Raw genomic sequence first — 25,967 nt, forward strand, 5'->3', positions numbered from 1 at the left:
GAGGGTATCGATGTGGCCATCGAACAATTGACGATGCCTCAGCTCGGGGAAAGCGTCACGGAAGGCACGATCAGCAAATGGCTCGTTTCCCCGGGCGACAAAGTGAACAAATACGACCCGATCGCTGAAGTCATCACCGATAAAGTGAGCGCGGAAATTCCGTCGTCGTTTGCCGGCGTCATTCGCGAGCTGATCGCCAAAGAAGGGGAGACGCTCCCAGTCGGCGCGCCGATTTGCACGATCGAAGTCGAAGGCGCTGCACCGGCTCCGGAAGCGAAGCCGGCGGATGAAGCGCCGAAAGCAGAAGACAACGCGGAACCAGCCGCTCCGAAACAGACCGGCCGGGCAAACAACGGCCGCTATTCGCCGGCCGTGCTCCGCCTTGCCCAAGAACATGGCATTGACCTTGAACAAGTGAAAGGCACCGGCCTTGGCGGGCGGGTGACGCGCAAAGATTTGCTGAAGCTCATTGAGTCTGGACAAATTCCGAAAGCGGGAGCGGCACCGGCGGCGGAACAAGCGGCGCCAAAAGCGGAACCGAGAGCGGAACAGACGGCCCCGGCCGCCGCGGCGGCTCAACCGTCTGCCGCGCCAACCGCGCCGCAGGCAGCGCCGATCAAACCAGCGGCCCCGAACGTCGAAGCCGGAGCGGGCGACATCGAAATTCCGGTCACCCCGGTGCGCAAGGCGATCGCCGCCAACATGCTCCGCAGCAAACACGAAGCGCCGCACGCTTGGACGATGGTCGAAGTCGACGTCACCGATCTTGTCGCCTACCGCGATGCGATCAAAGACGAGTTCAAGCGGCGTGAAGGCTTCAATTTGACGTATTTCGCCTTCTTCGTCAAGGCGGTCGCCCAAGCGCTGAAAGAATTCCCGCAGCTGAACTCGACGTGGGCGGGTGATAAAATCATCCAGCGCAAAGACATCAACATCTCGATCGCCGTTGCGACGGACGATGCCTTGTTTGTTCCGGTCATCAAGCACGCCGATGAGAAAACGATCAAAGGCATCGCCCGCGAAATCGCCGAACTGGCGGCGAAAACGCGCGCCGGCAAACTGCGACCGGAAGACATGCAGGGCGGCACGTTCACCGTCAACAACACCGGCGCGTTCGGCTCGGTGCAGTCGATGGGCATTATCAACTACCCGCAAGCGGCCATTTTGCAAGTGGAAACGATCGTCAAACGCCCGGTCGTGAAAGACGGCATGATCGCCATCCGCGACATGGTCAACTTATGCTTGTCGCTTGACCACCGCGTCTTGGACGGCCTCATTTGTGGACGCTTCCTCGCCCGCGTCAAAGCGATTTTGGAAAACATGAACAAAGACAACACGCCGATTTATTAACGATTCCCCCATCGCCATCGGTTGGCGGTGGGGGTTTTTGCGTGGCGCGATTTCAAACTTCTTTCACAAATGTGAGGTATAATGAGGGCGGAAACAAACGTGCGAAGGAGAAAAACAAGATGAAACGAGCGAGCGTGTGGATGCTGTTGTGTCTGTTCTTTATGCTAAGCGGCTGCGCCAATCCGTCGTTTCCCCCGGTGGCCGATTCGCTTCCTGTCGTCATCAGCCTCGATGTCAAAGCGGAAACGGTCACCTTTTTGAACGCAGAAAACGGCCGCAAAATCGCCCGCTGGAACATCAACGAACCGTTTCAAGGCGGGGCGTTGAGCCCGGACGGCCGGACGCTTTTTTTGTACGGGCGGGATCTTGACGGGGTCTATCGGTACGATCTGGCCACCGGGAAGCCGCTCGCCGAGTGGAAAACGGGGAGTGGCATCGTCAGCGCGGCCCCGTCCCCGGATGGCCGCACGTGGTTTTTCGGCGACAGCACTCATCACGCGGTGCTTGTCGTCGACCGGGATGGGAACAAGATCGCCCGCCTTTCGGTCGGACGCTCCCCGATGACGTTGCTGGTCAATCGCGCTGGAACGAGGTTGTATGTGATCGATTTTCAAGACGAACGGGCGTGGATCATCGATGTGGACCGCCGCTGCGTCATCCGTTCGTTCGCCGTGCCAAAGTTCGCCTTAGGCGGAGTGGTGCGCGAGCAGGAAGGAGAGCTGTGGGTTGGCGGGCACGGCAGCGGAAGCCGTGTGGAAACGAACATTCATGTCTACTCGCTGCAAGACGGCCGCTTGCTCCGGACGATCGCCGCTCCGGTCATGCCGGTCGATTTCGTCGAAACAGGCCGCGGCGTGTTTGTGCTAAGCCATGGCTCCAACACAGTTTACCAATTTTCCCTAGATGGAAAGAAACTCGCTTCGGCGTCTGTCGGCGCCAATCCATTTGCGATGGAAGCGGCGTTCGGTCGTTTGTATATCGCGAGCTATGACAGCGATGAAATCATCGTGGTCGATGAGGCGACGTTGCGTCCGCTTGTCCGTTGGAAAACAGGGGATGGCCCGCTGCAGCTATTCATTCGGGAGGGACGAACATGAGCGAACGAACCGTTTTAATCGTCGATGATGAAGAAGAAATGCGCCTGCTCGTTGGCATGTATTTGGAAAACGCCGGCTTTCGCTGCCTCGAAGCAGGGGACGGGGAAGAAGCGCTGGTGCTGCTTTCGCAACATCCGGTTGATGCCGTGCTGTTGGACGTCATGATGCCAAAACAGGACGGATTCGCCGTCTGCGCCCGCATCCGCGAGCAGTCGGACGTGCCGATTTTGTTTTTGACCGCGCTTGGCGAAGAATGGGACAAAGTGAAAGGATTGAAGCTGGGAGGCGACGATTACATCGTCAAACCGTTCAGCCCGGGAGAGCTCATCGCCCGCCTTGAGGCGGTGCTGCGCCGGGTGCAGCGCGTCCGCGAGCACGACGGACGGCTGCAATTTGGCGACCTTGCCATCGACGAAAAAGGCCGAACCGTGACCGTTGGCGGCAAACCGGTGAAATTGACGTTGAAAGAGTTTGAGCTGTTGCTGTTTTTGGCGAAGCACCGCGGTCAGGTGTTCAGCCGCGACGACTTGCTCGTCAAAGTGTGGGGATATGATTATACAGGAAACGCCCGCACGGTCGATACGCATGTGAAAACGCTGCGCATGAAGCTGAAAGACGCCGCTCGCCATATCCAAACCGTCTGGGGCATCGGCTACAAGTTTGAGGGATGAACATGAAACGGCTTCGGTTAGGACAAAAACTATGGCTGTCGATCGGCGCCGCGGTCGTGGTGACGCTGGCGTTTTCTTTTGGTCTTCTCAATTATTTTTACCGGACGGTGTACATGAAAGAAGTTGAGCGAACGTTGATCGCGGAAGGGACGAGCCTCGCCCGCGACTATCGCGGCGGGGCGGTGACGGAGGCATATCGCCGTCAAATCGAATGGTATGACGAAAAATCAACGGCCACGATCTTGTTGATCGACAACCCGCGCGAACTGAGCGCCTGCTTTCCGTTTCCGGTCCACTATGACGCGTTAGTCAGCGGCCGCGACCGGGAAACATTGTTAGCCGGGAAGCCTGTTGTCAAAACGGGATACGAAAAGCGGTTCGGCCGCCGCGTGATGGCGGTCGTCGTTTCGCTTTTGGACGGCAAGCGGCTTGAAGGAGCGATTTACTTGTATTTGCCGTTAGCCGACGTTCAGGAAGCAACGAAGCGGGCGGCCGCCGCGTTTTGGCCGTTGGCCGCCATATTCGCCGCCGCGCTTTTGGTTGTCGGCCGACGGATGGTGCGGCAGATGACCGAGCCGCTGCAGGCGATGGAACAAGCGGCAGAACGCATGGCGGAAGGACGCTACGAAGCGGACATCCCCGTGCGGAGCGATGATGAAATCGGCCGCCTGGCGGAGGCGTTCAACCAAATGGCGGACGCCATTGCCAAAGAAGACGAGCGGAAGCGCGAGTTTTTAGCGAACGTCTCGCATGAGCTGCGCACGCCGCTCAGCTATATGAAAGGATACAGCGAAGCACTCCTTGCTGGCCTCGCGAAAACGAAGGAAGAAGAAAAGGCGTACCTTCGCCTCATCCACCGCGAAACGGAGCGGATGGAGCGGCTGGTGCGCGATCTTCTTGACCTGGCGCGCCTTGAAGGGCAAAGCGTGCCGCTCGAGCGCGAGCCGGTGGCGTTCGCCCAAGTGATCGAAGATGTCATCGCCACGTACGAACCGATCGCCGCGCAAAAGCGGATCGAGCTGGCGTGCGAGTTGGACTATGACATCATCGTCAACGGCGACGCCGACCGGCTCGAACAAGTCGTGCGCAACTTGCTTGACAACGCCATCCGCTACACCCCAGAAGGCGGTGTGGTGACGGTGCGGCTTTCCCGCTTGTCGGAAGCGGAAGGCGAGCTTGTCGTCCAAGATACGGGAAAAGGAATTCCGAAAGACCAGCTCCCGCTTCTCGGCCAGCGCTTTTTCCGCGTCGACCGCGCCCGCACCCGCAAAGAAGGCGGCACCGGCTTGGGGCTTGCCATCGTCAAACAAATCGTCTCTCTTCATGACGGCGCGATTTGGTTCGACAGCGACCTTGGACGCGGGATGACCGTATTCGTCCGCCTGCCGCTCGTTCGGGAAGAGGAATAAACATCGTTCAAGACACAGGAATGGATGATGTATAATCAATATAAAATTAGGAGGCAGGTGGAGGATATGGGTTCACCAGAAAAGGAACAGGCCCCTATGACCTACAAAGAGTATGCGACATGGCCGGAAGGAAAACGGTGCGAGGTGTTGGATGGGAACATCATTAGCGTGGCGCCGTCGCCGACACCGGAACATCAATCCGTTTCGCTCCAACTTTCCATTGAATTCGGGATGCATCTTCGTGGGAAGGATTGCCGCGTGTTGGCCGCCCCGATCGATGTGTATCTTTTCGAAGATCATCGAAAGGGATGGATGGATGAAAACGTCCGAAACTGGGTATGCCCCGATCTTGTCGTCATCTGCGACCAAAACAAAATTCAAAAAAACCGCATTGTCGGGGCTCCGGATTTGGTCGTCGAGATCTTGTCCCCCGCCACGGCCAAAATCGACCGGATGGACAAACGGATCGCGTACGAGCGGGCCGGGGTGAAGGAATATTGGATCGTTGACCCGGCGAATCAAGTGGTGGAAGTGTATTTGCGCGGAAAAACAGGAAGATTGGAACTTCATGGAGTGTACAACCGGGATGACGCCGTTTTGGTTCATGTATTGAAGGATTTCGTGATCGATTTGCGAAACATTTTCCAATGAATAAATGGCAGTTGAGATTTTCGCTAAGCGGCGATTTGGAGGGGGACGAGGGAGCATCGTCCAAGAGAGCATGCAACAACGCCCTCTTCCTTTCATGTTTTTTCAGGGCTTCTTGGAGGATTTGTGAATCGTTGAGATGGTGTTGTTTCGCCAAGTCATCGAGCCATTTCGGGATCGTTCATGTTTTTTTGACCGCTTTGTTTTCCATTTCATGGCGAAATGGTGGCATCAGCAAGTTGTTTGCCTTTTTGTTCATTGCCCAAACGCGGCCGATGTACTACAATAAACATAGAAACCGTTTTTTCCCACACGAAGCGTCATCAGCGCTTCGTTCTGAGCAGACGGGTTCGAGAGGGAAAGGTGCGGCTTGAAAAGAAAGCGGTTTCTTATGTCTGGAAGGCAAAGGGGGATCGGAATGAGCGATGTCGCAAAGATGAAGGAAGCGGCGTTTCCGGCTCCGAGGGTGGAGGAGTGGGAGCGGGAAGCGGAAAAGTCGCTGAAAGGCAAGCCGCTCGAGCGGCTTGTATCGATGACGTACGAAAACATTGCGGTCAAACCGCTCTATACGCGCCGCGATGTGGAGGCGCTCGGCCCGCTTGAGCAGTACCCGGGCTTTGGCCGCTATGTGCGTGGGGCGCGGCCAGAAGGGTATCGGGGCGAGCCGTGGAAGGTGAGCCAGGAGATTTCGGCAGCGAGCCCGTCCGACTGGAACGAGGCAGTGAAGCACGACTTGGAGCGGGGGCAGACGGAAATCCATCTTGCCCTTGGTCGGCTGCCGTTTGCCGTCGAGTCGGTTGATGATGTGGCGGCGATGTTGGATGGCGTGCCGCTGGACCGCTATTCGCTCCGTGTGGACGCCGGGGCGCGGTCGCTTTCGTTTTTGGCGCTGTTGGCCGCTTATTTAGAGGAACGGGGCGTCCCGCTATCGAGCGTACGGGGCGCGATCGGCATGGATCCGCTCGGAGCGTGGGCGGAGCAGGGGACGCTCCCGTGTTCGCTTGAGCGGCTGTATGATGAAATGGCGGAAGCAACGAAGTGGGCGAAGGAACAGATGCCTGCCGTTCGCACGATTTTGGTGCGCGGCGAGCCGTACCATAACGGCGGGGCGAACGCCGTGCAGGAGCTCGCGTTTTCGTTGGCGGCAGCCGTCGAGTACATCCGCGCCGGGTTGGACCGGGGCTTGACGGTTGATGACATCGCGACAAGGATGCAAGTGTCGCTCGCCGTCGGAGCCGACTTTTTCATGGAAATCGCCAAGCTGCGGGCGGCGCGGCGGTTGTTTGCGCAAGTGATCGAAGCGTTTGGCGGCGGTGAATCAGCAAGGCGGATCGAGCTGCATGTGCGCACGTCGCCCTTTACGAAAACGGTGTACGACCCGTATGTGAACATGCTCCGAGCGGCGGCGGAAGCGTTTGCGGCCGTTGTCGGTGGCGCCGATGGCGTGCACGTGTCGCCGTTTGACGAGGCGCTCGGACTCGCTGATGAGTTTTCGCGACGCATCGCCCGCAACACGCAGCTCATTTTGCTCGAAGAGGCGCATGTGGCGAACGTCATCGATCCGGCGGGCGGCTCGTATTATGTGGAAACGTTGACCGCCAAGCTCGCCGAAGAAGCGTGGAAGCTGTTCCAGCGTGTGGAGGAAAAAGGCGGCATGGCGAAGGCGCTCGAAGACGGCTTCGTGCAGACGGAAGTGGAAGCGGTCGCCAAGCGGCGGCTGGATCGTGTCAAGACGCGGAAGGAAAAAATCGTTGGCACGAACGTGTACGCCAATTTGGAGGAAACGCCGGTTGAAAAACCGAAGCAAGACGCAGCGAACGTGGCGCCGCCGCTGGATGAAAAGCGGGTGGCCGATATTCGCGCCTCGCTCGCGGGCGGGAAGTGGATGGAAGCGGCGATTCGTGCGGTTCGTCGTCGAGCAACCGCTCGGGAGATCGCGGCGGCGTTGGTCGATGGGAACGCGGTTGTTGCCATCACGCCGATTCGGGCATGGCGCTTGGCCGAGCCGTTTGAGCAGCTGCGGAAGGCAGCCGAGGAGTATGCCGAACGCACAGGAAGCAGGCTTTCCGTTCACTTGATCAATATCGGGCCGCTTGTCCGTCATCAAGCGCGCGCCGATTTCATCGCCGGGCTGTTTGCGGCCGGCGGGGTGGCGGCCGAGCGGAGCGATGGCTTCGCCTCGGTCGCGGAAGCGGTCGAATGGGTGCGGAACACGAACGGGACGCATTATATCGTGTGCGGCGCCGATGACGATTATCCGGCGTTCGTTCCAGCGTTGGCTGAGGCGTTCAAGCAAGCCAAGCCGAACGCGAAGCTGTATGTCGCCGGAAAGCCGCCGGAAGAGCTTGAGAGAACGTACGCGGACGCGGGCGTGGACGGATCGATTCATCTCGGTTCGAACGCGTACGATGTGATCGTGGCGTTTCTAACGGAAAGAGGGGTGGCGCTTGATGGCGAAGTACGTTGATTTTACCAACATGACGCTTTCCGACGCAACGGCCGATGTGGATGAGAAACAGTGGAGAGACGCGGTGGAGCGGCGCGTGCAAGCGTCGATCGATGAGCTGTTGTTTCAGACGAACGAACACATTGCGGTGAAGCCGCTTTATACAAAGAATGACATCGATGGGCTCGATTTTCTTGATTATCTGCCCGGCTTGCCGCCGTACTTGCGCGGGCCGTACCCGACGATGTACGTCGTGCGGCCGTGGACGATCCGCCAATACGCCGGCTTTTCGACCGCCGAGGAGAGCAACGCCTTTTATCGGCGCAACTTGGCGATGGGGCAAAAAGGGTTGTCGGTCGCCTTTGACCTGGCCACCCATCGCGGCTATGACTCCGACCATCCGCGCGTCGTCGGCGACGTCGGCAAAGCGGGGGTGGCCATCGACTCGGTGCTCGATATGAAAATTTTGTTTGACGGCATCCCGCTCGACCAAATGTCAGTGTCGATGACGATGAACGGGGCGGTGCTCCCGATTATGGCGTTTTACATCGTCACCGCCGAAGAGCAGGGAGTGACGCAAGACAAGCTGTCCGGCACGATCCAAAACGATATTTTGAAAGAATATATGGTGCGCAACACGTACATTTATCCGCCGGAGATGTCGATGCGCATCATCGCCGACATTTTCGCCTATACGGCCAAATACATGCCGAAGTTCAACAGCATCAGCATTTCCGGCTACCATATGCAAGAAGCCGGGGCGCCGGCCGATTTGGAGCTGGCGTACACGCTCGCTGACGGGCTTGAGTACGTGCGCACCGGCTTGAAAGCCGGCATTGACATCGACTCGTTCGCGCCGAGGCTGTCGTTTTTCTGGGCGATCGGCATGAACTACTTTATGGAAGTGGCGAAACTGCGGGCGGCGCGCCTCATGTGGGCGAAAATGATGAAAACGTTCAATCCGAAAAATCCGAAATCACTCGCTCTCAGGACGCATTCGCAAACGTCGGGTTGGAGCTTGACTGAGCAAGATCCGTTCAACAACGTCGTGCGCACGCTCATCGAGGCGCACGCGGCGGCGATGGGGCATACGCAGTCGCTCCATACGAACGCCTTGGATGAAGCGATCGCCTTGCCAACCGACTTCTCGGCGCGCATCGCCCGCAATACGCAGCTGTACTTGCAGGAAGAAACGGGCATTTGTCGGACGATCGACCCGTGGGCCGGTTCGTATTACGTCGAGACGTTGACGAACGAGTTGATGAAGCGGGCGTGGGCGCATATCGAAGAAATCGAAAGCTTAGGCGGGATGGCGAAAGCCATTGAAACGGGCATCCCGAAAATGCGCATCGAAGAAGCGGCGGCCCGCCGCCAAGCGCGCATCGATTCAGGAGCGGAAACGATCATCGGCGTCAATAAATACCGCCCGGAAAAAGAAGAGCCGATCGACATTTTGGAAGTCGACAACACCGCCGTGCGCCAGCGGCAAATCGAGCGGCTGAACGAGCTAAAGGCGACGCGCGACAACGAGCAGGTCGAAGCGGCGCTTGACGCCATCACGAAAGCGGCGGAAACGGGCGAGGGGAACTTGCTCGAGCTTGCTGTCCAAGCGGCGCGCGTCCGGGCGACGCTCGGGGAAATTTCGTATGCGATCGAAAAAGTGGCGAGTCGCCATCGCGCCGCCATCCGCTCGATCAGCGGCGTTTACAGCTCGGAATACAAAAACGAAGCGCAGCTCGAGCGGGTGAAGCGGCGGGTGGAGCAGTTCGCCGAACTCGAAGGACGCCGCCCGCGCATCTTGATCGCGAAAATGGGGCAGGACGGCCATGACCGCGGGGCGAAAGTCATCGCCACGGCGTTTGCCGATTTAGGATTTGACGTCGACATCGGCCCGCTCTTCCAGACGCCGGAAGAAACGGCGCGCCAGGCGGTCGAAAACGACGTGCACGCTGTCGGCATCAGCTCGCTCGCCGGCGGGCATAAAACGCTCGTGCCGCAGCTTGTGGCGGAGCTTGAAAAACTCGGCCGCGGCGACATTCTCGTTTTTGTCGGCGGCGTCATCCCGCCGCAAGACTACGCGTTTTTGTATGAGCACGGCGCCGCCGCCATCTTCGGGCCGGGAACCGTGATTCCGGAGTCAGCGGAAAAGGTGTTGGAGGAAATTTACGCCCGGCTTGGCTATGAGGAAGTGAACCAATGAACGGCGAAGAGAAACGGCGGGAACAGGAAAGCGGCCAGAGCGCAGCTTCGGACGGGCAGCCGCGGCGCCCGGAATGGGCGGACGGCAATGGTCTGTCGTCGTACGTGCAAGCCGAGCGCCCGCCGGCGCCAAAGCGGGTCGTGAGACGGAAAGAGCGGTCGGTCGAAGAGTACGTCCAAGGGGTGCTCGCCGGCGACCGCACCATTTTGGCGCAGGCGATTACGCTTGTCGAAAGCAATGCGTCTAGGCATATGGATCTCGCCCAGCAAGTGCTCAATGAACTGCTTCCGCACGTCGGCCGCTCGATTCGCATCGGCATCACCGGCGTGCCGGGGGCGGGAAAAAGCACGTTCATTGAAGCGTTTGGCACGTTTTTGTGCGAGCAGGGCCATCGCGTCGCCGTCTTGGCCGTCGACCCGACGAGTTCGTTGACCGGCGGCAGCATCCTCGGCGACAAAACGCGAATGGAGGCGCTCGCCCGCCATCCGCTTGCTTTCATCCGTCCGTCCCCATCGGGCGGGGCGCTTGGCGGCGTACACCGAAAAACGCGCGAGACGATGATGCTGTGCGAGGCGGCCGGCTATGACATCATCCTCGTCGAGACGGTCGGCGTCGGGCAAAGCGAGTTTGTCGTCCGAGGGATGGTTGACTTTTTCTTGTTGCTCGCCTTAACCGGCGCCGGCGACGAGCTGCAAGGCATGAAGCGCGGCATCATGGAGCTGGTGGACGCCATCGTCATCAACAAGGCGGACGGCGATAATAAAGAAAAAGCAAAAGCGGCGCAAAAAGAATACAACCAGTTTCTCCATTACCTCCGCCCGGCCACGCCCGGCTGGGAGACGAAAGCGTACACATGCTCGGCGCTTTTGGGAGAAGGGATCGCCGACATGTGGCGCGTCATTCAAACGTTTGTCGAGACGACGAAGCAATCCGGCGTCTTTTTCGACCGCCGCCGCCAGCAGCAAAAAGACTGGATGCACGCCATGATCAAAGAATATATCGAAACGCGCTTTTTCGCCGACCCGATCGTGAAAGAAAAGCTCCCGATGCTCGAGAACAGCGTCATTTCCGGCGCCAAGCCGGTCACCGCCGCCGTCCGCGAGCTGATCGAGGCGTATGAACGGAAGCGGGGCGGTGAACTGTGATATGATAAAGGCAAATCGAAGGAGGTGTTGAGATGTTCCAATTTCAATTTCCGCTCTATAACGACATCGTCGAACAAGCGCGGCGCGAAGCGGTCGAAGCCGGATTTGAAGAACTGCGCACGCCGGAAGACGTCGATGCGGCATTCCGCCGTCCGGGCACAACGCTCGTGCTCATCAACTCCGTGTGCGGCTGCGCCGGCGGCATCGCCCGTCCGGCAGCGGCCCACGCGGTTCATTACGACAAGCGCCCGGACCATTTAGTAACTGTCTTTGCCGGCCAAGACAAAGAAGCAACCGCCCGCGCGCGCGAATATTTTGTCGGCGAGCCGCCGTCCTCGCCGTCGTTCGCGTTGTTAAAAGACGGGAAATTGTGCGCCATGTTGCACCGACACGACATCGAAGGGCACGAACCGGTCGCTGTCGTGCAAAAGCTGCAGGCGCTGTTCGATGAATATTGTGAGGAAGTGTGAAAGGAGAACCCGAAGTTCCAAAAGGGACTTCGGGTTTTTGCATGGCCATTATTGTTTGTGATAATAGATTAGTAGGGGTGCGAAATGTGAGTTCCAATGTCAAATGAATCCTTGAAATACAAGGAAAGTGAAGGAATTTCCACACCATGGACGTTCGAATTCGTATCATTTATGAAAGTTCCTATTTGAAATAATAATCGCTATCTTTGAAAACCTTGGCCTCCATCAATTGAGCGTCGTTTTGTTCAGGAATTCTCCGCTTTGTTCCACTAGGATGTTAGTGTTTGCATCAATCTATTCCTCTTCCGCAAACATTGAACACTTCTCCTCCCTACGGTATGGGAAAATCATTGTGTTTGTTTCCCCACCATGCTATGATCATTAGTAAAGAAACCAAGAAATTTGGTTATTTTTTTGGAAGGAGGGGAATAATATGGTACCATCAGATTCGATGACAAAGGAGAAGGTACCGATGGACAATATCCCTAACCGTAAGAAAAACCTTGTGAAACGAATTGCCGTATCGAGCAAAAAACAAATTACGATCCCAAAGGATTTTTATGAGCAATTAGGAATTGGAAACGAGGTGTTAATTGAGTTAGCGGATAATAAGTTAATTATTCATCCTATTCATGAGGATCATTTTGACTTTTCCGATCTGATTTTAAAAGACTTGATCGAAGAAGGATATACAGGCGAAGAACTATACAAAGAATTTGTATACCGTAAATCGCAAATTGCCCCTGCATTCAACGCGATGATTTCTGAGGAAAGACCGAAGGCAAAAACGTATACCGCGGATACGTTAGAGGAGTTATTTGGTGAAGATGATGAACCATAATCGACTGCAATTGCTTCCGAAAGCAGAAAAAGCCATTAAAAAATTGACAAAAAAGGATGCAGCTCTGAAGCAGCGTTTGATCGAAGCCTTGCGGCAGATTCTTACCGATCCCGCCGAAGCAGGGGAAGCGAAAACTGGTGATTTGGCAGGAATTTACGGTTATGACATTTATCATCGAGGCATCAATTATGAGATTGCTTATTTGATCGACCAAGATGACAGCGGACATGTTGTGGTGGTGGTGGTTTTGGTGGGGACGCGTGAAAATTTTTACGAAGAGCTGAAGCGTTATATGAAGACGAATCAAGCGCCATTTTCGAAGCCATAGATGCAGATCCATTTAGGACAATGGGCAAAGGAGAACGATGGCATGGATGAACGAGAATCGATTGTATTATCGTACCAGCGCGCGTTTCGATTGTTGCTTCATTTGAAGAATGTCATTGCCGCGTCGAAGCAAGTGTCGGCAGAAGATGAACTGCTGAAGGAAGTATATCGTGATTCGATCGTGAAAAAGTATGAAATTTTGGAAGACCAGCTCTGGAAGCTGTTGTCGCGAATTTTCAAAGCGTCCGGTCTGGAATTGAACAACCCGCGGGCATGTTACCGCCAGGCGTTTAAGGAAGGGTGGATTCAGAATATTGATGTATGGAACGATATATTGCACTCGCGAAACGCTGCAGCCCATGTATATAACGAGGAAGACTATGAACAGATTAAAAACCGAATTGTATCACAATATGTCCATGAAATTGAAGCACTGCTCAAATACATCAAAAAAGAAGTGATCGATCGTGACCTATGGAATGAGCCCGACCGTGTTTGAACGGTTGATGGCGTATTTCGCGGGCGAAGAAGATATACAAAAAGTCATTTTGTTCGGCTCGCGGGCGCGCGGCACGGCCCGCTACAACTCGGACATCGACTTGTGCGTGGACTACACCGGCAAACAAAAGTGGAAAATCAAAGAGGATCTTGACGAGATTGTCGGCATTTACTCATGTGATGTGCTCTTTTTCGACGCGCTGAACGAAGCGATCCGGCGGGAAATCGAGCGCGACGGGAAGACGATTTATGAGAAATCTCCGTCGTGAGCGTAGGCGGCTTGCCCTGCATGAGCGGACAGCCGCCTTTTTTGTCCTTTTGCGCCTGTTGGGACAGATCGGCTTCGGAGCGGAGGCCAGGATTGTCCGTTTTTTCTTGCACCGAAAGCGCCGCCATCGGTACAATGAAGTCGGCAACCATTGGCAAAGGAGACTCGCGATGAAAATCGGCTATCGGACATTGAAAACGGCGGTGGGGGCGGCGCTGGCGATTGCCATCGCTCAGCTGATCGGTCTTCATAACTTCGCTTCCGCTGGCATTATCGTCATTTTATGCGTCCAAGTGACGAAAAAGCGGTCGCTTGAGACCGCCCGGGCTCGTTTTGCGGCGTGCGTCGTCGCCATTGGGTTTGCGGCGTTGTTTTTTACCGTCTTCGGCTATCATCCGTGGACGATCGGGCTGTTGCTGCTGCTGTTCATTCCAGTGACCGTCAGGCTGAAGGTGAACGAGGGCATTGCCACAAGCTCGGTCATTATTTTGCATTTGTATGCGGCCGGGGACATCACGTGGGGATTGGTCGCCAATGAGATCTTGCTCGTGGCGGTTGGCATTGGGGTAGCGCTGCTGATGAACATGTACATGCCGAGCGCCGAGAAGGAGCTCAAAGAGTACCAGCGCATTGTCGAAGATTTGTTTCGCATTATTTTAAAAGAAATCGTCCGCTACTTGCGCACCAATGAACTCGATTGGGACGGAAAAGAGCTGCCGCTTGCGGCGGAGACGCTCGACAAAGCGAAAAAACTCGCCATGCGCCACGCCGACAATCAATTATGGCGGAATGAGGATGAATATGTCCGCTACTTCCGCATGCGTGAGCGGCAGTTGGAAATCATCGAGCATATGCTTCCGCTTGTGACATCGCTCGTCTACACGGTCGAGCAGCGGATGATGGTCGCCGATTTTATCGACGAATTAAGCGACGCCATTCATCCGGGAAATACGGCGGACCGCTTTTTGCGGCGCCTTGCCGAGATGCGCGAACAGTTTAAAGCGATGCCGCTGCCAAAGACGCGCGAGCAGTTTGAAGAGCGGGCGGCGTTGTTTCATTTAGTGCGCGAATTGGAGCGATATTTAATCATCAAAAGCGAATTCCATCCCGGAAACGAACGAAAACCGCAGCGGCTGAAGGCATGATGCAGGGCATATGTCCATCCGTTTTGGCGCACACTATAGCCAAACATTCAAGCAAAGGATGGACGGATATGCGGGTATGGTTGGCCATTTGTCTCGTGCTCACCGCCGTGTTGGGAGCGCCTTTCCAGACAGCGGCGGAGGCGAAGCCGCTTGTCATTGTGAACAAAGCGATCAATAAGCTCGCGCTCGTCCGCGACGGCCGCATCGAAGCCGTTTATCCGGTGGCGACCGGGGTCAATGCCGATTTGACGCCGGAGGGGATGTTTACGGTGACGGTGAAGGCGAAATACCCGTATTATCGGAAAAAGAACATTCCAGGCGGGGCGCCGAACAATCCGCTCGGCGCAAGGTGGATCGGCTTTAACGCGCGCGGGACGGACGGGCGCATCTACGGCATTCACGGCACGAACAACCCGGCGTCGATCGGCCGGTATGTGTCGCAAGGTTGTGTGCGCATGCACAACCGCGATGTCGAGCATTTGTATGAACGGGTGCCGATTGGCGCCAACGTGCTCATTCTCCGCAGCAACGAATCGTTTTACGCCATTGCTAAGCGGTATGGTGCGGTGCGCTAAAAAACGCAAGCTCCTCAGCGGGAAGCTTGCGTTTTTTATGCCTGCGGTTAAAACCACATGCTGATGCCGGCGAGGAGCGTCGTCAGCAGCATGCAAATGAGCATTACATACACGATGAATTTTTGCGTTTTCCGCGACAACGGTCCGTCCTCCTTCCGTCCGCTGTTCTACGTTTATTGTAACGGCAAACCGCAGGGCGGACAAGGAAAAATGCCCGATGCGAAGCGAACCGATCCAAAGCTCGACCGTGGCGCGTACAAAGAAAAACAAAAAAGCAGGATTTTTTGTCGAAACGGCGAATGATAAAATGTTGGCCTCATCATTTTGCGGCAAAGGGGATGCAGACGATGGAAGTGAAAAAAGTCGACCATATCGGCATTGCCGTCCGTTCGATTGAGAAAGCGCTTCCGTTTTATACGGATGTGCTCGGCCTGCCGTTTCTTGGCATCGAGGAAGTCGAGTCGGAACAGGTGAAAGTGGCGTTTTTGCAGGCAGGAGAGGCGAAAATTGAACTTCTTGAGCCGCTGTCGCCAGAGAGCGCGGTGGCGACATTTATCGAGAAGCGCGGCGAAGGGATTCATCATGTGGCGCTTGGGGTGGAAGACATCACCGAGCGCATCCGCGAGCTGAAGGAGCACGGCATCCGTATGATTCAAGATGCGCCGAAACGCGGCGCCGGCGGGGCATGGGTCGCGTTCATGCACCCGAAATCGACCGGCGGCGTGTTGTATGAGCTTTGTGAACGGACGAAAACGGAGGGACACCAATGAGCGACATGTACGACAAAATCAACGAACTGTATGACCGCCGACGTGAGATTGAACTGGGCGGGGGCGATGAGAAAATTGAACAGCAGCACGCGAAAGGGAAGCTGACGGCGCGCGAGCGGATTGATTTGCTGTTGGACGAAGGGACGTTTGTCGAGCTCAATCCGTTCATCGAGCACCGCTGCACCGATTTTGGCCTCGGGGAAAAGAAGGGGCCGGGTGACGGGGTGGTGACCGGCTACGGGAAGATCAATGGACGCACCGTGTTTGTGTTTTCGCAAGATTTCACCGTCTTCGGCGGGGCGCTTGGGGAAATGCACGCGAAAAAAATTGCGAACATCATGGATTTAGCGGCGAAAACCGGGGCGCCGGTCATCGGTTTGAACGATTCGGGCGGCGCCCGCATTCAAGAAGGGGTCTTGTCGCTTGACGGGTACGGACACATTTTTTACCGCAACGCCATTTATTCCGGCGTCATCCCGCAAATTTCCGTCATTATGGGGCCGTGCGCCGGCGGGGCCGTCTATTCGCCGGCCATCACCGATTTTGTGTTCATGGTCGAAAAAACGAGCCAAATGTTCATCACCGGTCCGAAAGTGATTGAAGCGGTGACCGGGGAGAAAATCAGCGCTGAAGATTTAGGCGGCGCCCGCGTGCACAACACGATCAGCGGCAACGCCCACTTTGCGGCAGCGAATGAAGAGGAGGCGCTCGCTGAAGTGCGGCGGCTCTTGGGCTATTTGCCGTCCAACAACAACGAAAAGCCGCCGTTTGGCCCGATTCCGGATGGGGACGACTACCGCCCCGATTTGGCCGATGTCGTGCCGATTGACGCCGTCCGCCCGTACGATGTGCGCCACGTCATCGCCCAAGTCGTCGATGACGGGTCGTTTTTTGAGGTGCAAAAAGATTTCGCGAAAAACATCGTGATCGGCTTTGCCCGCATTAAAGGCGAAGTGGTCGGGCTTGTGTGCAACCAGCCGAAGTTTATGGCCGGCGGGCTGGACATCGACTCGTCCGATAAGGCGGCGCGGTTTATCCGCTTTTGCGATTCGTTCAACATCCCGATCATTACGTTTGAGGACGTCACCGGCTTTTTCCCAGGCGTCAAGCAGGAGCACGGCGGCATCATCCGCCATGGGGCGAAAATTTTGTACGCTTACTCGGAAGCGACCGTGCCGAAAATCACCGTCATTTTGCGGAAAGCGTACGGCGGCGCCTATGTCGCCTTAAACAGCAAATCGATCGGCGCCGATGTCGTCTATGCGTGGCCGAACGCGGAAGTGGCGGTCATGGGGCCGCAAGGAGCGGCGAACATCATTTTCGCGGGCGAAATTGAAAAAAGTCCGAATCCGGAAGAAACGCGGGCGCAAAAAATTGCCGAATACCGCGAGAAATTCGCCAATCCGTACGTCGCCGCGAAATACGGCATGATCGATGACGTCATTGACCCGCGCGACACGAGAATCAAGCTCATTCAGGCGCTCGAGATGCTTCGCCATAAGCACGAAGAGCGGCCGAAGAAAAAACATGGCAACATTCCGCTGTAAACGATGGAAGGCGTCCGGCAAGCAACGGGCGCCTTTTTCGCGGCAAACGATATTTTAGATGGGGGCGGCGTGGCCGTTTGCCGCAGCGGGAGCGGATGAAAGCTCGCTCGTTGAGAGGCGGTCAGGCAGCCCGTATCGGTACATCTCAAGCGCGTTCTTATACGTTTGCAGCGTTTTGATCGTTCCGGCGTCCGGTTTGGCTCTTGGCGGAACATTTCGGTATACTTAAGGTGGAGTACATAAGCAGGAGGAAAAAAGCGATGGTCAATGAACAGCGTCTTGTCGACGAATTTTTGGAACTTGTGCAAATCGATTCGGAAACGAAGCATGAAGGGGACATTGCGAAGGTGCTCAAACAAAAGTTTGAAGCGCTTGGCCTCGATGTGATCGAAGACGATGCGGCCGCGAAAACGGGGCATGGGGCAGGCAACTTGATTTGCACGCTCGCCGCGACGAAAGACGGGGTCGACCCGATTTACTTCACGTCGCATATGGATACGGTCGTGCCGGGCAAAGGGGTGAAACCGTCGATCCAAGACGGCTATGTCGTCACCGACGGGACGACGATTTTAGGGGCGGACGACAAGGCGGGCTTGGCGGCCATGTTGGAAGCGATTCGCGTGTTGAAAGAACAAAACATCCCGCATGGCGTAATCCAGTTTATCATCACCGTCGGCGAAGAGTCGGGGCTTGTCGGGGCGAAGGCGCTTGACCCGTCGCTCATTCAAGCGAAATACGGCTATGCCTTGGACAGCGACGGCAAAGTCGGCAACATCGTCGTCGCCGCCCCGACGCAGGCGAAGCTGAAAGTCGTTGTGCACGGCAAAACTGCCCATGCCGGCGTGGCGCCGGAAAAAGGAGTGTCTGCCATTACGATTGCGGCGAAGGCGATCGCAAAAATGCCGCTCGGCCGCATCGACGAGGAGACGACGGCGAACATCGGCCGCTTTGAAGGCGGCACGCAAACGAACATCGTCTGCGACCGCGTTGATATTTTAGCGGAAGCCCGTTCCCTCGTTCCGGAAAAAATGGAAGCGCAAGTGGCGAAAATGAAAGAGGCGTTTGAAACGGTTGCCGCGGAAATGGGGGGGCGCGCCGATGTCGAAGTGGAAGTGATGTACCCGGGCTTTAAGTTCAGCGACGGCGACCATGTCGTCGAGGTCGCCAAACGGGCGGCGGCGAACATCGGACGGCCGTGCAAGCTGGAGAAAAGCGGCGGCGGCAGCGATGCCAACATCATCGCCGGCTTCGGCATTCCGACGGTCAACCTCGCAGTCGGCTACGAAGAAATCCATACGACGAATGAGCGGATGCCGATTGAAGAGCTGGTGAAGCTGACAGAGATGGTTGTCGCCATTGTCGAGGAAGTCGCCAATGCCGAATGAGCATCCCGAGGCTGGATGCTCTTTTTTCTTGAACCTTTCGGTAAACATTCGGCCGGAATGAGCCGATAAAAAAAGCAGAGTGCGAATCACGAAAGAGGTGGCGGAGGAATGGACAAATACGTGGTGTTTCGCGTCGAGCGGGAACAGTACGCCGTCTCGATCGCGTATGTCGTCTCGATTGAGAAAATGACGGCGCCGACGGCCGTGCCGCATATGCCGGATTGTATGGCGGGCGTCGCGCGCATCCGCGGCGAGCTCGCGCCGGTGCTCGATATGCGAAAGCTTCTATATGGGAAAGCGATCGAGGAAACCGAGCAGACGCGTCTTGTCGTCGCCGCGGTCGACGGGTTGTCGGTGGCGTTTATCGTTGACGAAGCAAAGGAAATTGTCGATATTGAACCGGAAGCCATCAAACCGCTGCAGCTCGTATCCGCGGAGCGCACGCCGTATGTCGTCGGGATCGCGACGCTGCCGGAGCGGTTGCTCACGGTGCTGGATCCGCGCGTCTTGTTTGCCCATTTGGAAGAAGCGGACGCGATTCGCGAGCAAGTGGCCGCCGCCCAGGCCGCGGCCCAGGTCATCCAAGAGGAAGAGACGGTATAGGTGTTTGCCTATACCGTTTTTTCTTCCGCGCATATCCTAATCATGGAAATGAACTTCAACTCATGAAGAGGAGGCGCATTCCATGGTTCGACCGTTTGGCCCGTATCCGGGCGGCTTTTATCCGCCGTACTTTGGCGGCTACGGCCACTATCCGTATGGCTACTATCCTTATTGGCACGGGGGCTACGGCGGCTATCACCACTTTCCATACGGGATGCATGATGGCCACTATCCGTTTTCCCCATACGGCTTCCCGCACTATGGAGGCTACTAAGCATGAGGGGCGTTACGCCCCTTTTCGCATGGACAGGTCAAGCAAAGTCCGTCGTGCCGCCCCGTTCCTAAATCGGTTTAGAAAAACTTGCAGGCAAGCGCAAACGTATGGTATGTTGTTTGATGAACAAACCAAAACGGAAAGGGACGTTGGACAATGGCGAAACAGCAAATCGGCGTCATCGGACTGGCGGTCATGGGGAAAAACTTGGCGCTCAACATCGAAAGCAAAGGCTATTCGGTGGCGGTGTACAACCGTTCGCGCGAAAAAACGGACGAGTTTTTGCAAGAAGCGAAAGGAAAAAACATTGTCGGTACATACAGCATCGAAGAATTCGTCAACGCCTTGGAAAAACCGCGGAAAATTTTGCTGATGGTCAAAGCCGGAGCGCCGACGGACGCGACGATCGAACAGCTGAAGCCGCATTTGGAAAAAGGCGATATTGTAATTGACGGCGGCAATACGTATTTTAAAGATACGCAGCGCCGCAACAAAGAACTCGCCGAACTTGGCATCCACTTTATTGGCACGGGCGTCTCGGGCGGCGAGGAAGGGGCGCTGAAAGGCCCGTCGATCATGCCAGGGGGCCAAAAAGAAGCGCATGAGCTCGTGCGCCCGATTTTTGAAGCCATCGCCGCCAAAGTCGACGGCGAACCGTGCACGACGTACATCGGTCCGGACGGCGCCGGGCATTATGTCAAAATGGTGCACAACGGCATCGAATACGGCGACATGCAGCTGATCGCTGAAGCGTACTTCTTGCTCAAACATGTGCTCGGCATGGATGCTGCAGAGCTGCACGAAGTGTTCGCCGACTGGAACAAAGGCGAGCTGAACAGCTACTTAATCGAGATCACGGCCGACATTTTCACGAAAATCGATGAAGAAACAGGCAAGCCGCTTGTTGATGTCATTTTGGACAAAGCCGGGCAAAAAGGGACGGGCAAATGGACGAGCCAAAACGCCCTCGATTTGGGCGTGCCGCTGCCGATCATCACGGAATCGGTGTTCGCCCGTTTCCTCTCGGCGATGAAAGACGAGCGCGTGAAAGCAAGCAAAGTGCTGGCAGGCCCAGCGGTGAAGCCGTTTGAAGGCGACCGCGGCCACTTCATCGAAGCCGTGCGCCGCGCGCTTTATATGAGCAAAATTTGCTCGTACGCCCAAGGATTTGCGCAAATGAAGGCGGCTTCTGAGGAATACAACTGGAACTTGCGCTATGGCGACATCGCCATGATCTTCCGCGGCGGCTGCATCATCCGCGCGCAATTTTTGCAAAAAATTAAAGAGGCGTACGACCGCGATCCGGCGCTTTCGAACTTGCTCTTGGATCCGTATTTCAAAGACATTGTCGAACGCTACCAAGACGCGCTCCGTGAAATCGTCGCCACCGCGGCGATGCGCGGCATTCCAGTGCCAGGATTCGCAAGCGCCCTCGCCTATTACGACAGCTACCGCACCGCGGTGCTCCCAGCCAACTTAATCCAAGCGCAGCGCGACTACTTCGGCGCCCACACGTACGAACGCGTTGACAAAGAAGGCATTTTCCATACGGAATGGTTGAAATAAGAAAAAAGCCCTTAGAGTCATTCACCACTCTAAGGGCTTTTCGTGTTCGATAAAGCTAAAATTCGTTCCGTCAACTGGAACTGCATCTTCAGAATGGGATGACCACTGATCGAGTGGGCGAACGTTGGAACGGTTTTGGTTCTTCCCTCACTCGCTGCATCGTTTTAAAGCGCCTCGCGAATTAGCTTTTTGTAATAACGAACGGACAACACGCCAAACAGCGAATAGCAGACCGTGTAAATCGCCATCACCGTCAACATCGGCGTCCACAGTTCGGTGCCGAAAAAGAACCAGCCGGAACGGACAGCGAAATAGCTATGGGACAATCCCAGCAGCAACGGAATGCCAAAGTATAACAGCTGTTTCCGCCGAATGCCCCCGAGCAAGTCTTTTTCGGTGAATCCCAGTTTGCGCAAAATGGTGTAATTCGGCCGCTCTTCTTCGCCGGCGCCCATTTGCTTGAAGTAAAGAATGCAGCCGGATGTGACCAAAAAGGCGAGTCCTAAAAAGGTGACGACAAACAAGATCAATCCGAACGTCTGCTTTTGGTGGCGGCTCATCATCAGGCGCGAATCGGTGATGGAGGAAAACTCCATGCGTTGAAACAACTGATCAGCCCGTTCAATATTTGTTTCGTCAGTCAGATGAATTCCGATATGCACCTTTTTCTTTTGTGGATCGGTTTCTTTTTGCAAACGATCAAACATCGTTTGGTCGACGATGACAGTCGGCATGCCGTACGTGAAATGATAGTTGACGTAATAGTCTTTTTTCATCCCAAGGTAATGAAGCGGGACCATGCGGCCGTTTTCTTCTAAGCGAATCGTTCCCGTTTCTTTAAACGGCAAGAATTGACGGAGCATGTCCTGATATCCCGTCAGCAGTGCTTCATTAGGCTTGACATCGATGCGGCCTGTACTTGTGTCGCTGATCACCGATAGCGGCGCGGCGGACGGCTGAAACTGGAGCCGGCTTTGATCAGCGATGTCCAAAATCATCGAAATATCAGTCGGTGCTTCGATGACATCGATAATCGTTTCCCGATAGCGAATATCATGAGATCGCAGCGCCGCCGTAAAACGGGCGGCATCCTTTTTGTCCGTAAACGCGAAATCGGCGGCGACGTTGTTTTTGGCTGATTGCTCGGCTGAATAATAGGAAATATAGCTTAGTGAGATCAACCCGATCGCGATGGCCGACACGGTCGTGATGATCGTAAGCAGCAACGCGTTCGATTTCATGCGAAACATGAGCGACGATACCGATAGCACGTCGTTGATCGACAAATAGCCACCTTTTTGTTTTCGCCATAGGTGGAACAGAAAGCTGATCGTTCCTTTGAAAAATAAATAGGTGCCGATGATGACAGCGCCTAAAATGAACGCCATGGCCATGAATAATCCTTGAACGCTCTTCCAGTCGCTGCTAAACAATTTCGTCGATATACCATAGCCGCTGCCGATGAGGATGATCCCCACCATCCCCACGACCATGTTCCATACGGATACGTGTTTTGCTTCGGTTGTGGATGTAGTGCGGAACAAGGATAAAATCGTCTGTTTTTTGAGAAACAAGCGGTTCATCCCCATCATGAGGACATCAATCACGCTGAACACAATCAACGTTTGCACCAATGCTCGGCCAGAAAAGGAAAGAGATGCCGCTAGCGGAATATCGATGATTTTAAACAAAATCATCATCAACAGCTTGGAAGCGGCAAATCCCACCAATATGCCGATGATCAGTGTGCCGTAATAAAGAATGACGTTTTCGGCCGCCAGCATAAAAAAGATGTTTCGTTTCGTCATGCCGATCAACTGCAAAAGAGCGATCTCATGGCTCCGACGCTTGATAAACAGGGCGTTGGCGTACAAAAGAAAGACGGCGACAATCACGATAAGAAGCACCGCGCCTGTACGGACGGCCGCCGCGCCTTTCACTCCCCCTTTGATGGCATCAAGCGATGGATCGTACTGCAATGTCACGAACGCGAAATACAAGGCGGAAGCAAACATCAAGGCAAACACGTACAAATAATAATGTTGGATGTTTTGTTTCAAGTTGCGGAACAGGAGTTGCTTCATGCTCATGGCCGAACACCGCCCAGCACGCCTTGCGTTTGCATAATGGCTTGGAAAAATTGCTGCCGCGTTTCCGTTCCTTTATACAGTTGCGTATACAATTGTCCGTCTTTGATAAAAACGACACGGCCTGAGAAACTGGCGGCGACCGGATCGTGGGTGACCATGATGATTGTCGTCTTCCGTTTTTTATTAAGTTGTTGCAGCTTGTGCAATAAATCGGAAGCCGATTTTGAATCGAGTGCGCCCGTCGGCTCATCGGCAAAAATGATGCTCGGTTCATGGATGAACGCCCGCGCCGCCGCAGCGCGCTGTTTTTGCCCACCAGAAATTTCGCTCGGATAGTGGTTTTGGATGTCAGTAATGCCAAGTTCAGCCGCCAATTCTGCAAATTTCTTTTCCGCTTCTCGCTTGGGCGTTTTCGTAATCGATAAAGGCAAAAGGACGTTCTCCTTCACCGTCAGCGTGTCAAGCAAATGATACTCTTGAAAGATGAATCCGACATGGCGTTTGCGAAATTCTGCCAGCTCTCGGTCTTTCATGGCGACGACGTTGTTTCCTTCGATGAAAATAGCGCCCTCGCTCACCCGGTCGATTGAGGAAAGAACGTTGAGGAGCGTCGTTTTCCCTGATCCGGAAGGCCCCATGATCGCGAGAAATTCCCCCTTCTCCACACGCAGATCGATGCCTTTGAGCACTTCTTGTAGGTTCTTTTTCGTTCCGTACGTTTTGTAGATGTTGGTTGCTTCCAATATGACCATCTCGTTTTCCCTCCTTCGTTTCTATCATAAGCAATGGGGTTGGTTTTTTCCTGCGTTTGGCCGAACAAAACGAAACCGCGTGTGACAAAATCGTCACATGCGGTGCGTGCGGATGATGTCATTTTCTTGCGGAAATATGATCGTAAATGTCGTTCCGCGTCCGGGCGTGGATTCGACATGAAAGTCAAGAAGAAGCGGTTTGGCGGCTTTTTTCGCCAAATACAGCCCCATCCCCGTCGCCGCTTCATTTTGGTGTTCGGTGGTGGAGGTGAATCCTTTCTCGAAAATGCGCGGCAAGTCCTTTGGATCAATGCCCAAGCCGAAATCTTGAATTTGCAAGCGGGCATGGCCGTTTTTCATAAAGCTTTTCACGACAATGTCAGATGACTCGCTGTATTTCACCGCATTCGTGATGATTTGCCGGATGATAAAAGAAAGCCATTTGGCATCGCTTAGGACGGAGCGGACGTCCAATTGAAGGTCAAAGCCGATGCCTTTTTGCATACACCACGATTGCAGCGGTTTAATCTCATTGATGAGAAGCGGCTCAAGCTCGACTTGTTCGATATATAAGTCGTTTTCCATGTGTGGAAGCCGTCGTTGATGAAGTTGCTGATCAAGAAGCAGATGAATGCGCAGCCACTCGTACAAGAGTTGCGCTTTCGTGTTTTCGTCCCCGACCCGTTCGATGATGAGCCGCATGGCCGTCAGCGGCGTTTTCATTTCGTGAATCCATGACAACAGTTCATCTTTCTCTTGTTCCAACGTGGCGAGGTGTTCTTTCAGCTCCTGTTTCCATTGGTCCGTTTGGCTGGCGAGGACGCGTTCGACGATCTTCTCCAGTGGGCTTGCCGCCCGCAGGGCAGAGACAGGATCGAGGCCGCGCTCCCACTCTTGCAAACGTTGATAAAATGCCGTTTCTTTTTTCCAACGGATGATGACAAAGACAACAAAGATGATAGTCGTTAAAAAGACGATGTAAAGGATGGAGGAGAGCGGAATCGTCGGATCCAGATAAGCGACAAACAGGATGAACAGCTCCAGAAAGAGAAAGAGGGCCATCCAGCTTTTTCGTTCCCACAAATAGTCTTTGATCATCAGTGGCTCCCTTCTTCCGTAGCCATATAGCCTTGCCCAACTTTCGTTTCAATGAAGCGGCCCAAACCGAGTTCGTCGAGTTTTTTCCGCAGGCGGTTGACGTTGACGGTCAGCGTGTTGTCGCTGACAAACCGTTCGTCTTCCCATAGCCGTTTGATCAGCTCCGTCCGAGCAACGATCTGGTTTTTCTTGGCCAATAAATGTTTCAAAATCAACAGCTCGTTTTTCGTCAGCTCCACTGTTCCGTGTTCATTTGAGACTGTGCTTTTTTCATAGTCGACCGTTGCCCCGCACCATGTTTGCAGCTGAACGGGTCCGGCATTGTAGTTGTACACGCGGCGGAGCAGCGCTTGGATTTTGGCGATCAGCACATCGAAATGAAACGGCTTTTGGATGTAATCATCAGCCCCAAGCTGCATCGACATGACCATATCAGTCGGGTGGTCGCGCGATGATAAAAACAAAATCGGGACGTTCGAATGAGCACGAATCTGGCGGCACCAGTGGAACCCGTCAAATTTCGGCAGCTGGATGTCGATGATCACCAAGTGCGGCTTGCAAGCAGAAAACTCTTCCATCACACGACCGAAATCGCGGATGCCGCAAACGTCGTACGACCATTGTTCCAAACGTGCTTTGATTTCTTGAAACAACGTCACATCATCTTCAATGAGCAAAATGTTCAACTTTGCCTCACCCCACTTGTTTCTATTGGGAGTTCCGTTTTCATTATATTTGTTTGACCGTTCGGGGGAAAGGAGGTTCAAAATGGAAAGCATAAAAATGTATTAG

The 25,967-nt window shown here is 54.9% G+C and carries 27 protein-coding genes and 1 pseudogene; 22 read left to right on the forward strand and 6 right to left on the reverse strand.

Annotated features, from left to right (window positions below; translation table 11 throughout):
* Window positions 1-12: 12 nt before the first annotated feature.
* The 5 genes from ETR37_RS07035 to ETR37_RS07055 all read left to right on the forward strand — a co-directional run bounded on the left by ETR37_RS07035 (window position 13) and on the right by ETR37_RS07055 (window position 5,178).
* Entirely contained in the window at window positions 13-1,350 is a 1,338-nt protein-coding gene (locus ETR37_RS07035) for a dihydrolipoamide acetyltransferase family protein (protein WP_015375358.1), read from the forward strand.
* Between the two features lie 119 nt (window positions 1,351-1,469).
* On the forward strand, window positions 1,470-2,447 hold the full coding sequence (locus ETR37_RS07040; RefSeq protein WP_129447067.1) for a YncE family protein: 978 nt from the start codon (window positions 1,470-1,472) through the stop codon (window positions 2,445-2,447).
* Window positions 2,444-3,118: a response regulator transcription factor gene (locus tag ETR37_RS07045; protein WP_015375356.1), complete on the forward strand. Its 675-nt coding sequence runs from the start codon at window positions 2,444-2,446 to the stop codon at window positions 3,116-3,118. The genes ETR37_RS07040 and ETR37_RS07045 overlap by 4 nt, the downstream gene beginning before the upstream one ends.
* 2 nt (window positions 3,119-3,120) lie before the next feature.
* Window positions 3,121-4,527 carry a sensor histidine kinase gene (locus tag ETR37_RS07050; protein ID WP_129447068.1) on the forward strand — a complete coding sequence of 469 codons (1,407 nt, stop codon included), beginning with the start codon at window positions 3,121-3,123 and terminating at the stop codon, window positions 4,525-4,527.
* Between the two features lie 66 nt (window positions 4,528-4,593).
* On the forward strand, window positions 4,594-5,178 hold the full coding sequence (locus ETR37_RS07055) for a Uma2 family endonuclease (protein WP_129447069.1): 585 nt from the start codon (window positions 4,594-4,596) through the stop codon (window positions 5,176-5,178).
* A 94-nt stretch (window positions 5,179-5,272) separates the two neighbouring features.
* Here ETR37_RS07055 and ETR37_RS19750 read toward each other — a convergent pair.
* Window positions 5,273-5,407: pseudogene (locus tag ETR37_RS19750) on the reverse strand (type II toxin-antitoxin system HicB family antitoxin); the annotation flags it as partial.
* A 186-nt stretch (window positions 5,408-5,593) separates the two neighbouring features.
* Between ETR37_RS19750 and ETR37_RS07065 the strand changes: the two are divergent.
* The 10 genes from ETR37_RS07065 (at window position 5,594) to ETR37_RS07110 (ending at window position 15,090) form a co-directional block, all read left to right on the forward strand.
* On the forward strand, window positions 5,594-7,642 hold the full coding sequence (locus ETR37_RS07065) for a methylmalonyl-CoA mutase family protein (RefSeq protein ID WP_129447070.1): 2,049 nt from the start codon (window positions 5,594-5,596) through the stop codon (window positions 7,640-7,642).
* Window positions 7,626-9,821 (forward strand): methylmalonyl-CoA mutase, encoded by a 2,196-nt coding sequence (gene scpA, locus ETR37_RS07070; RefSeq protein WP_129447071.1) that lies wholly within the window; start codon window positions 7,626-7,628, stop codon window positions 9,819-9,821. Before ETR37_RS07065 ends, scpA begins: the two co-directional genes overlap by 17 nt.
* Complete coding sequence (meaB, locus tag ETR37_RS07075; RefSeq protein ID WP_129447072.1) at window positions 9,818-10,966, forward strand: methylmalonyl Co-A mutase-associated GTPase MeaB; 1,149 nt, start codon at window positions 9,818-9,820, stop codon at window positions 10,964-10,966. Before scpA ends, meaB begins: the two co-directional genes overlap by 4 nt.
* A 32-nt stretch (window positions 10,967-10,998) precedes the next feature.
* Complete coding sequence (locus tag ETR37_RS07080; protein WP_011231850.1) at window positions 10,999-11,436, forward strand: BrxA/BrxB family bacilliredoxin; 438 nt, start codon at window positions 10,999-11,001, stop codon at window positions 11,434-11,436.
* A 433-nt stretch (window positions 11,437-11,869) separates the two neighbouring features.
* The gene (locus ETR37_RS07085) at window positions 11,870-12,277 is read left to right on the forward strand and encodes an AbrB/MazE/SpoVT family DNA-binding domain-containing protein (protein WP_233130393.1); all 408 of its coding nucleotides are present in this window, start codon (window positions 11,870-11,872) and stop codon (window positions 12,275-12,277) included.
* Window positions 12,264-12,605: a type II toxin-antitoxin system RelE/ParE family toxin gene (locus tag ETR37_RS07090; protein WP_050572321.1), complete on the forward strand. Its 342-nt coding sequence runs from the start codon at window positions 12,264-12,266 to the stop codon at window positions 12,603-12,605. Before ETR37_RS07085 ends, ETR37_RS07090 begins: the two co-directional genes overlap by 14 nt.
* 42 nt (window positions 12,606-12,647) lie before the next feature.
* On the forward strand, window positions 12,648-13,103 hold the full coding sequence (locus ETR37_RS07095) for an HI0074 family nucleotidyltransferase substrate-binding subunit (protein ID WP_033006466.1): 456 nt from the start codon (window positions 12,648-12,650) through the stop codon (window positions 13,101-13,103).
* Entirely contained in the window at window positions 13,084-13,371 is a 288-nt protein-coding gene (gene mntA, locus ETR37_RS07100) for a type VII toxin-antitoxin system MntA family adenylyltransferase antitoxin (protein ID WP_081132527.1), read from the forward strand. Before ETR37_RS07095 ends, mntA begins: the two co-directional genes overlap by 20 nt.
* A 169-nt stretch (window positions 13,372-13,540) precedes the next feature.
* Window positions 13,541-14,515 (forward strand): aromatic acid exporter family protein, encoded by a 975-nt coding sequence (locus ETR37_RS07105; RefSeq protein ID WP_129447089.1) that lies wholly within the window; start codon window positions 13,541-13,543, stop codon window positions 14,513-14,515.
* A 68-nt stretch (window positions 14,516-14,583) separates the two neighbouring features.
* The gene (locus ETR37_RS07110) at window positions 14,584-15,090 is read left to right on the forward strand and encodes a L,D-transpeptidase (protein ID WP_129447073.1); all 507 of its coding nucleotides are present in this window, start codon (window positions 14,584-14,586) and stop codon (window positions 15,088-15,090) included.
* 47 nt (window positions 15,091-15,137) lie between these two features.
* Here the strand turns inward: ETR37_RS07110 and prli42 are convergent, their stop codons facing one another.
* The gene (gene prli42 / locus ETR37_RS19095; RefSeq protein ID WP_020755294.1) at window positions 15,138-15,230 is read right to left on the reverse strand and encodes a stressosome-associated protein Prli42; all 93 of its coding nucleotides are present in this window, start codon (window positions 15,228-15,230) and stop codon (window positions 15,138-15,140) included.
* Between the two features lie 207 nt (window positions 15,231-15,437).
* Between prli42 and mce the strand changes: the two genes are divergently transcribed.
* From mce to gndA, 7 genes are all read left to right on the forward strand, one after another.
* A complete protein-coding gene (gene mce, locus ETR37_RS07120) occupies window positions 15,438-15,860 on the forward strand; it encodes a methylmalonyl-CoA epimerase (RefSeq protein WP_033005773.1) in 423 nt (140 codons plus the stop codon).
* Window positions 15,857-17,407 carry an acyl-CoA carboxylase subunit beta gene (locus ETR37_RS07125; RefSeq protein WP_129447075.1) on the forward strand — a complete coding sequence of 517 codons (1,551 nt, stop codon included), beginning with the start codon at window positions 15,857-15,859 and terminating at the stop codon, window positions 17,405-17,407. Before mce ends, ETR37_RS07125 begins: the two co-directional genes overlap by 4 nt.
* Before the next feature lie 58 nt (window positions 17,408-17,465).
* On the forward strand, window positions 17,466-17,636 hold the full coding sequence (locus tag ETR37_RS19100; protein WP_164977985.1) for a hypothetical protein: 171 nt from the start codon (window positions 17,466-17,468) through the stop codon (window positions 17,634-17,636).
* 31 nt (window positions 17,637-17,667) lie between these two features.
* Window positions 17,668-18,792, forward strand: coding sequence for a tripeptidase T (locus ETR37_RS07130; RefSeq protein ID WP_033005758.1), 1,125 nt, complete (start codon window positions 17,668-17,670; stop codon window positions 18,790-18,792).
* A gap of 108 nt (window positions 18,793-18,900) precedes the next feature.
* Window positions 18,901-19,395, forward strand: coding sequence for a chemotaxis protein CheW (locus tag ETR37_RS07135; RefSeq protein ID WP_011231828.1), 495 nt, complete (start codon window positions 18,901-18,903; stop codon window positions 19,393-19,395).
* An 82-nt stretch (window positions 19,396-19,477) separates the two neighbouring features.
* Entirely contained in the window at window positions 19,478-19,669 is a 192-nt protein-coding gene (locus ETR37_RS07140; RefSeq protein WP_020755290.1) for a hypothetical protein, read from the forward strand.
* Between the two features lie 156 nt (window positions 19,670-19,825).
* Entirely contained in the window at window positions 19,826-21,235 is a 1,410-nt protein-coding gene (gndA, locus tag ETR37_RS07145) for an NADP-dependent phosphogluconate dehydrogenase (protein WP_020755289.1), read from the forward strand.
* A 164-nt stretch (window positions 21,236-21,399) separates the two neighbouring features.
* Here the strand turns inward: gndA and ETR37_RS07150 are convergent, their stop codons facing one another.
* The 4 genes from ETR37_RS07150 to ETR37_RS07165 all read right to left on the reverse strand — a co-directional run bounded on the left by ETR37_RS07150 (window position 21,400) and on the right by ETR37_RS07165 (window position 25,861).
* The gene (locus ETR37_RS07150) at window positions 21,400-23,325 is read right to left on the reverse strand and encodes an FtsX-like permease family protein (RefSeq protein WP_020755288.1); all 1,926 of its coding nucleotides are present in this window, start codon (window positions 23,323-23,325) and stop codon (window positions 21,400-21,402) included.
* Window positions 23,322-24,077 (reverse strand): ABC transporter ATP-binding protein, encoded by a 756-nt coding sequence (locus tag ETR37_RS07155; protein ID WP_015375338.1) that lies wholly within the window; start codon window positions 24,075-24,077, stop codon window positions 23,322-23,324. The genes ETR37_RS07150 and ETR37_RS07155 overlap by 4 nt, the downstream gene beginning before the upstream one ends.
* 93 nt (window positions 24,078-24,170) lie before the next feature.
* Window positions 24,171-25,175, reverse strand: a complete 1,005-nt coding sequence (locus ETR37_RS07160; protein ID WP_060787668.1) for a sensor histidine kinase — start codon at window positions 25,173-25,175, stop codon at window positions 24,171-24,173.
* On the reverse strand, window positions 25,175-25,861 hold the full coding sequence (locus tag ETR37_RS07165; RefSeq protein ID WP_013144816.1) for a response regulator transcription factor: 687 nt from the start codon (window positions 25,859-25,861) through the stop codon (window positions 25,175-25,177). Before ETR37_RS07165 ends, ETR37_RS07160 begins: the two co-directional genes overlap by 1 nt.
* Between the last annotated feature and the right edge of the window lie 106 nt (window positions 25,862-25,967).

Origin of the sequence: Geobacillus sp. PK12, assembly GCF_004123125.1 — a bacterium.
In the GTDB taxonomy this organism is placed as follows: Bacteria; Bacillota; Bacilli; order Bacillales; family Anoxybacillaceae; genus Geobacillus; species Geobacillus zalihae.

Excerpts from the sequence above, each read along its gene's own strand:
- ETR37_RS07065 (WP_129447070.1), top strand. The coding sequence starts at position 5,594 with ATGAGCGATGTCGCAAAGATGAAGGAAGCGGCGTTTCCGGCTCCGAGG.
- ETR37_RS07045 (WP_015375356.1), top strand. The coding sequence starts at position 2,444 with ATGAGCGAACGAACCGTTTTAATCGTCGATGATGAAGAAGAAATGCGC.
- ETR37_RS07085 (WP_233130393.1), top strand. The coding sequence starts at position 11,870 with ATGGTACCATCAGATTCGATGACAAAGGAGAAGGTACCGATGGACAAT.
- mntA (WP_081132527.1), top strand. The coding sequence starts at position 13,084 with ATGAGCCCGACCGTGTTTGAACGGTTGATGGCGTATTTCGCGGGCGAA.
- ETR37_RS07150 (WP_020755288.1), bottom strand. The coding sequence starts at position 23,325 with ATGAGCATGAAGCAACTCCTGTTCCGCAACTTGAAACAAAACATCCAA.
- ETR37_RS07155 (WP_015375338.1), bottom strand. The coding sequence starts at position 24,077 with ATGGTCATATTGGAAGCAACCAACATCTACAAAACGTACGGAACGAAA.
- ETR37_RS07125 (WP_129447075.1), top strand. The coding sequence starts at position 15,857 with ATGAGCGACATGTACGACAAAATCAACGAACTGTATGACCGCCGACGT.
- ETR37_RS07130 (WP_033005758.1), top strand. The coding sequence starts at position 17,668 with ATGGTCAATGAACAGCGTCTTGTCGACGAATTTTTGGAACTTGTGCAA.
- gndA (WP_020755289.1), top strand. The coding sequence starts at position 19,826 with ATGGCGAAACAGCAAATCGGCGTCATCGGACTGGCGGTCATGGGGAAA.
- scpA (WP_129447071.1), top strand. The coding sequence starts at position 7,626 with ATGGCGAAGTACGTTGATTTTACCAACATGACGCTTTCCGACGCAACG.
- ETR37_RS19100 (WP_164977985.1), top strand. The coding sequence starts at position 17,466 with ATGGGGGCGGCGTGGCCGTTTGCCGCAGCGGGAGCGGATGAAAGCTCG.
- ETR37_RS07050 (WP_129447068.1), top strand. The coding sequence starts at position 3,121 with ATGAAACGGCTTCGGTTAGGACAAAAACTATGGCTGTCGATCGGCGCC.
- ETR37_RS07105 (WP_129447089.1), top strand. The coding sequence starts at position 13,541 with ATGAAAATCGGCTATCGGACATTGAAAACGGCGGTGGGGGCGGCGCTG.
- ETR37_RS07110 (WP_129447073.1), top strand. The coding sequence starts at position 14,584 with ATGCGGGTATGGTTGGCCATTTGTCTCGTGCTCACCGCCGTGTTGGGA.
- ETR37_RS07040 (WP_129447067.1), top strand. The coding sequence starts at position 1,470 with ATGAAACGAGCGAGCGTGTGGATGCTGTTGTGTCTGTTCTTTATGCTA.
- mce (WP_033005773.1), top strand. The coding sequence starts at position 15,438 with ATGGAAGTGAAAAAAGTCGACCATATCGGCATTGCCGTCCGTTCGATT.
- ETR37_RS07080 (WP_011231850.1), top strand. The coding sequence starts at position 10,999 with ATGTTCCAATTTCAATTTCCGCTCTATAACGACATCGTCGAACAAGCG.
- meaB (WP_129447072.1), top strand. The coding sequence starts at position 9,818 with ATGAACGGCGAAGAGAAACGGCGGGAACAGGAAAGCGGCCAGAGCGCA.
- ETR37_RS07055 (WP_129447069.1), top strand. The coding sequence starts at position 4,594 with ATGGGTTCACCAGAAAAGGAACAGGCCCCTATGACCTACAAAGAGTAT.
- ETR37_RS07140 (WP_020755290.1), top strand. The coding sequence starts at position 19,478 with ATGGTTCGACCGTTTGGCCCGTATCCGGGCGGCTTTTATCCGCCGTAC.
- ETR37_RS07090 (WP_050572321.1), top strand. The coding sequence starts at position 12,264 with ATGATGAACCATAATCGACTGCAATTGCTTCCGAAAGCAGAAAAAGCC.
- ETR37_RS07160 (WP_060787668.1), bottom strand. The coding sequence starts at position 25,175 with ATGATCAAAGACTATTTGTGGGAACGAAAAAGCTGGATGGCCCTCTTT.
- ETR37_RS07135 (WP_011231828.1), top strand. The coding sequence starts at position 18,901 with ATGGACAAATACGTGGTGTTTCGCGTCGAGCGGGAACAGTACGCCGTC.
- ETR37_RS07095 (WP_033006466.1), top strand. The coding sequence starts at position 12,648 with ATGGATGAACGAGAATCGATTGTATTATCGTACCAGCGCGCGTTTCGA.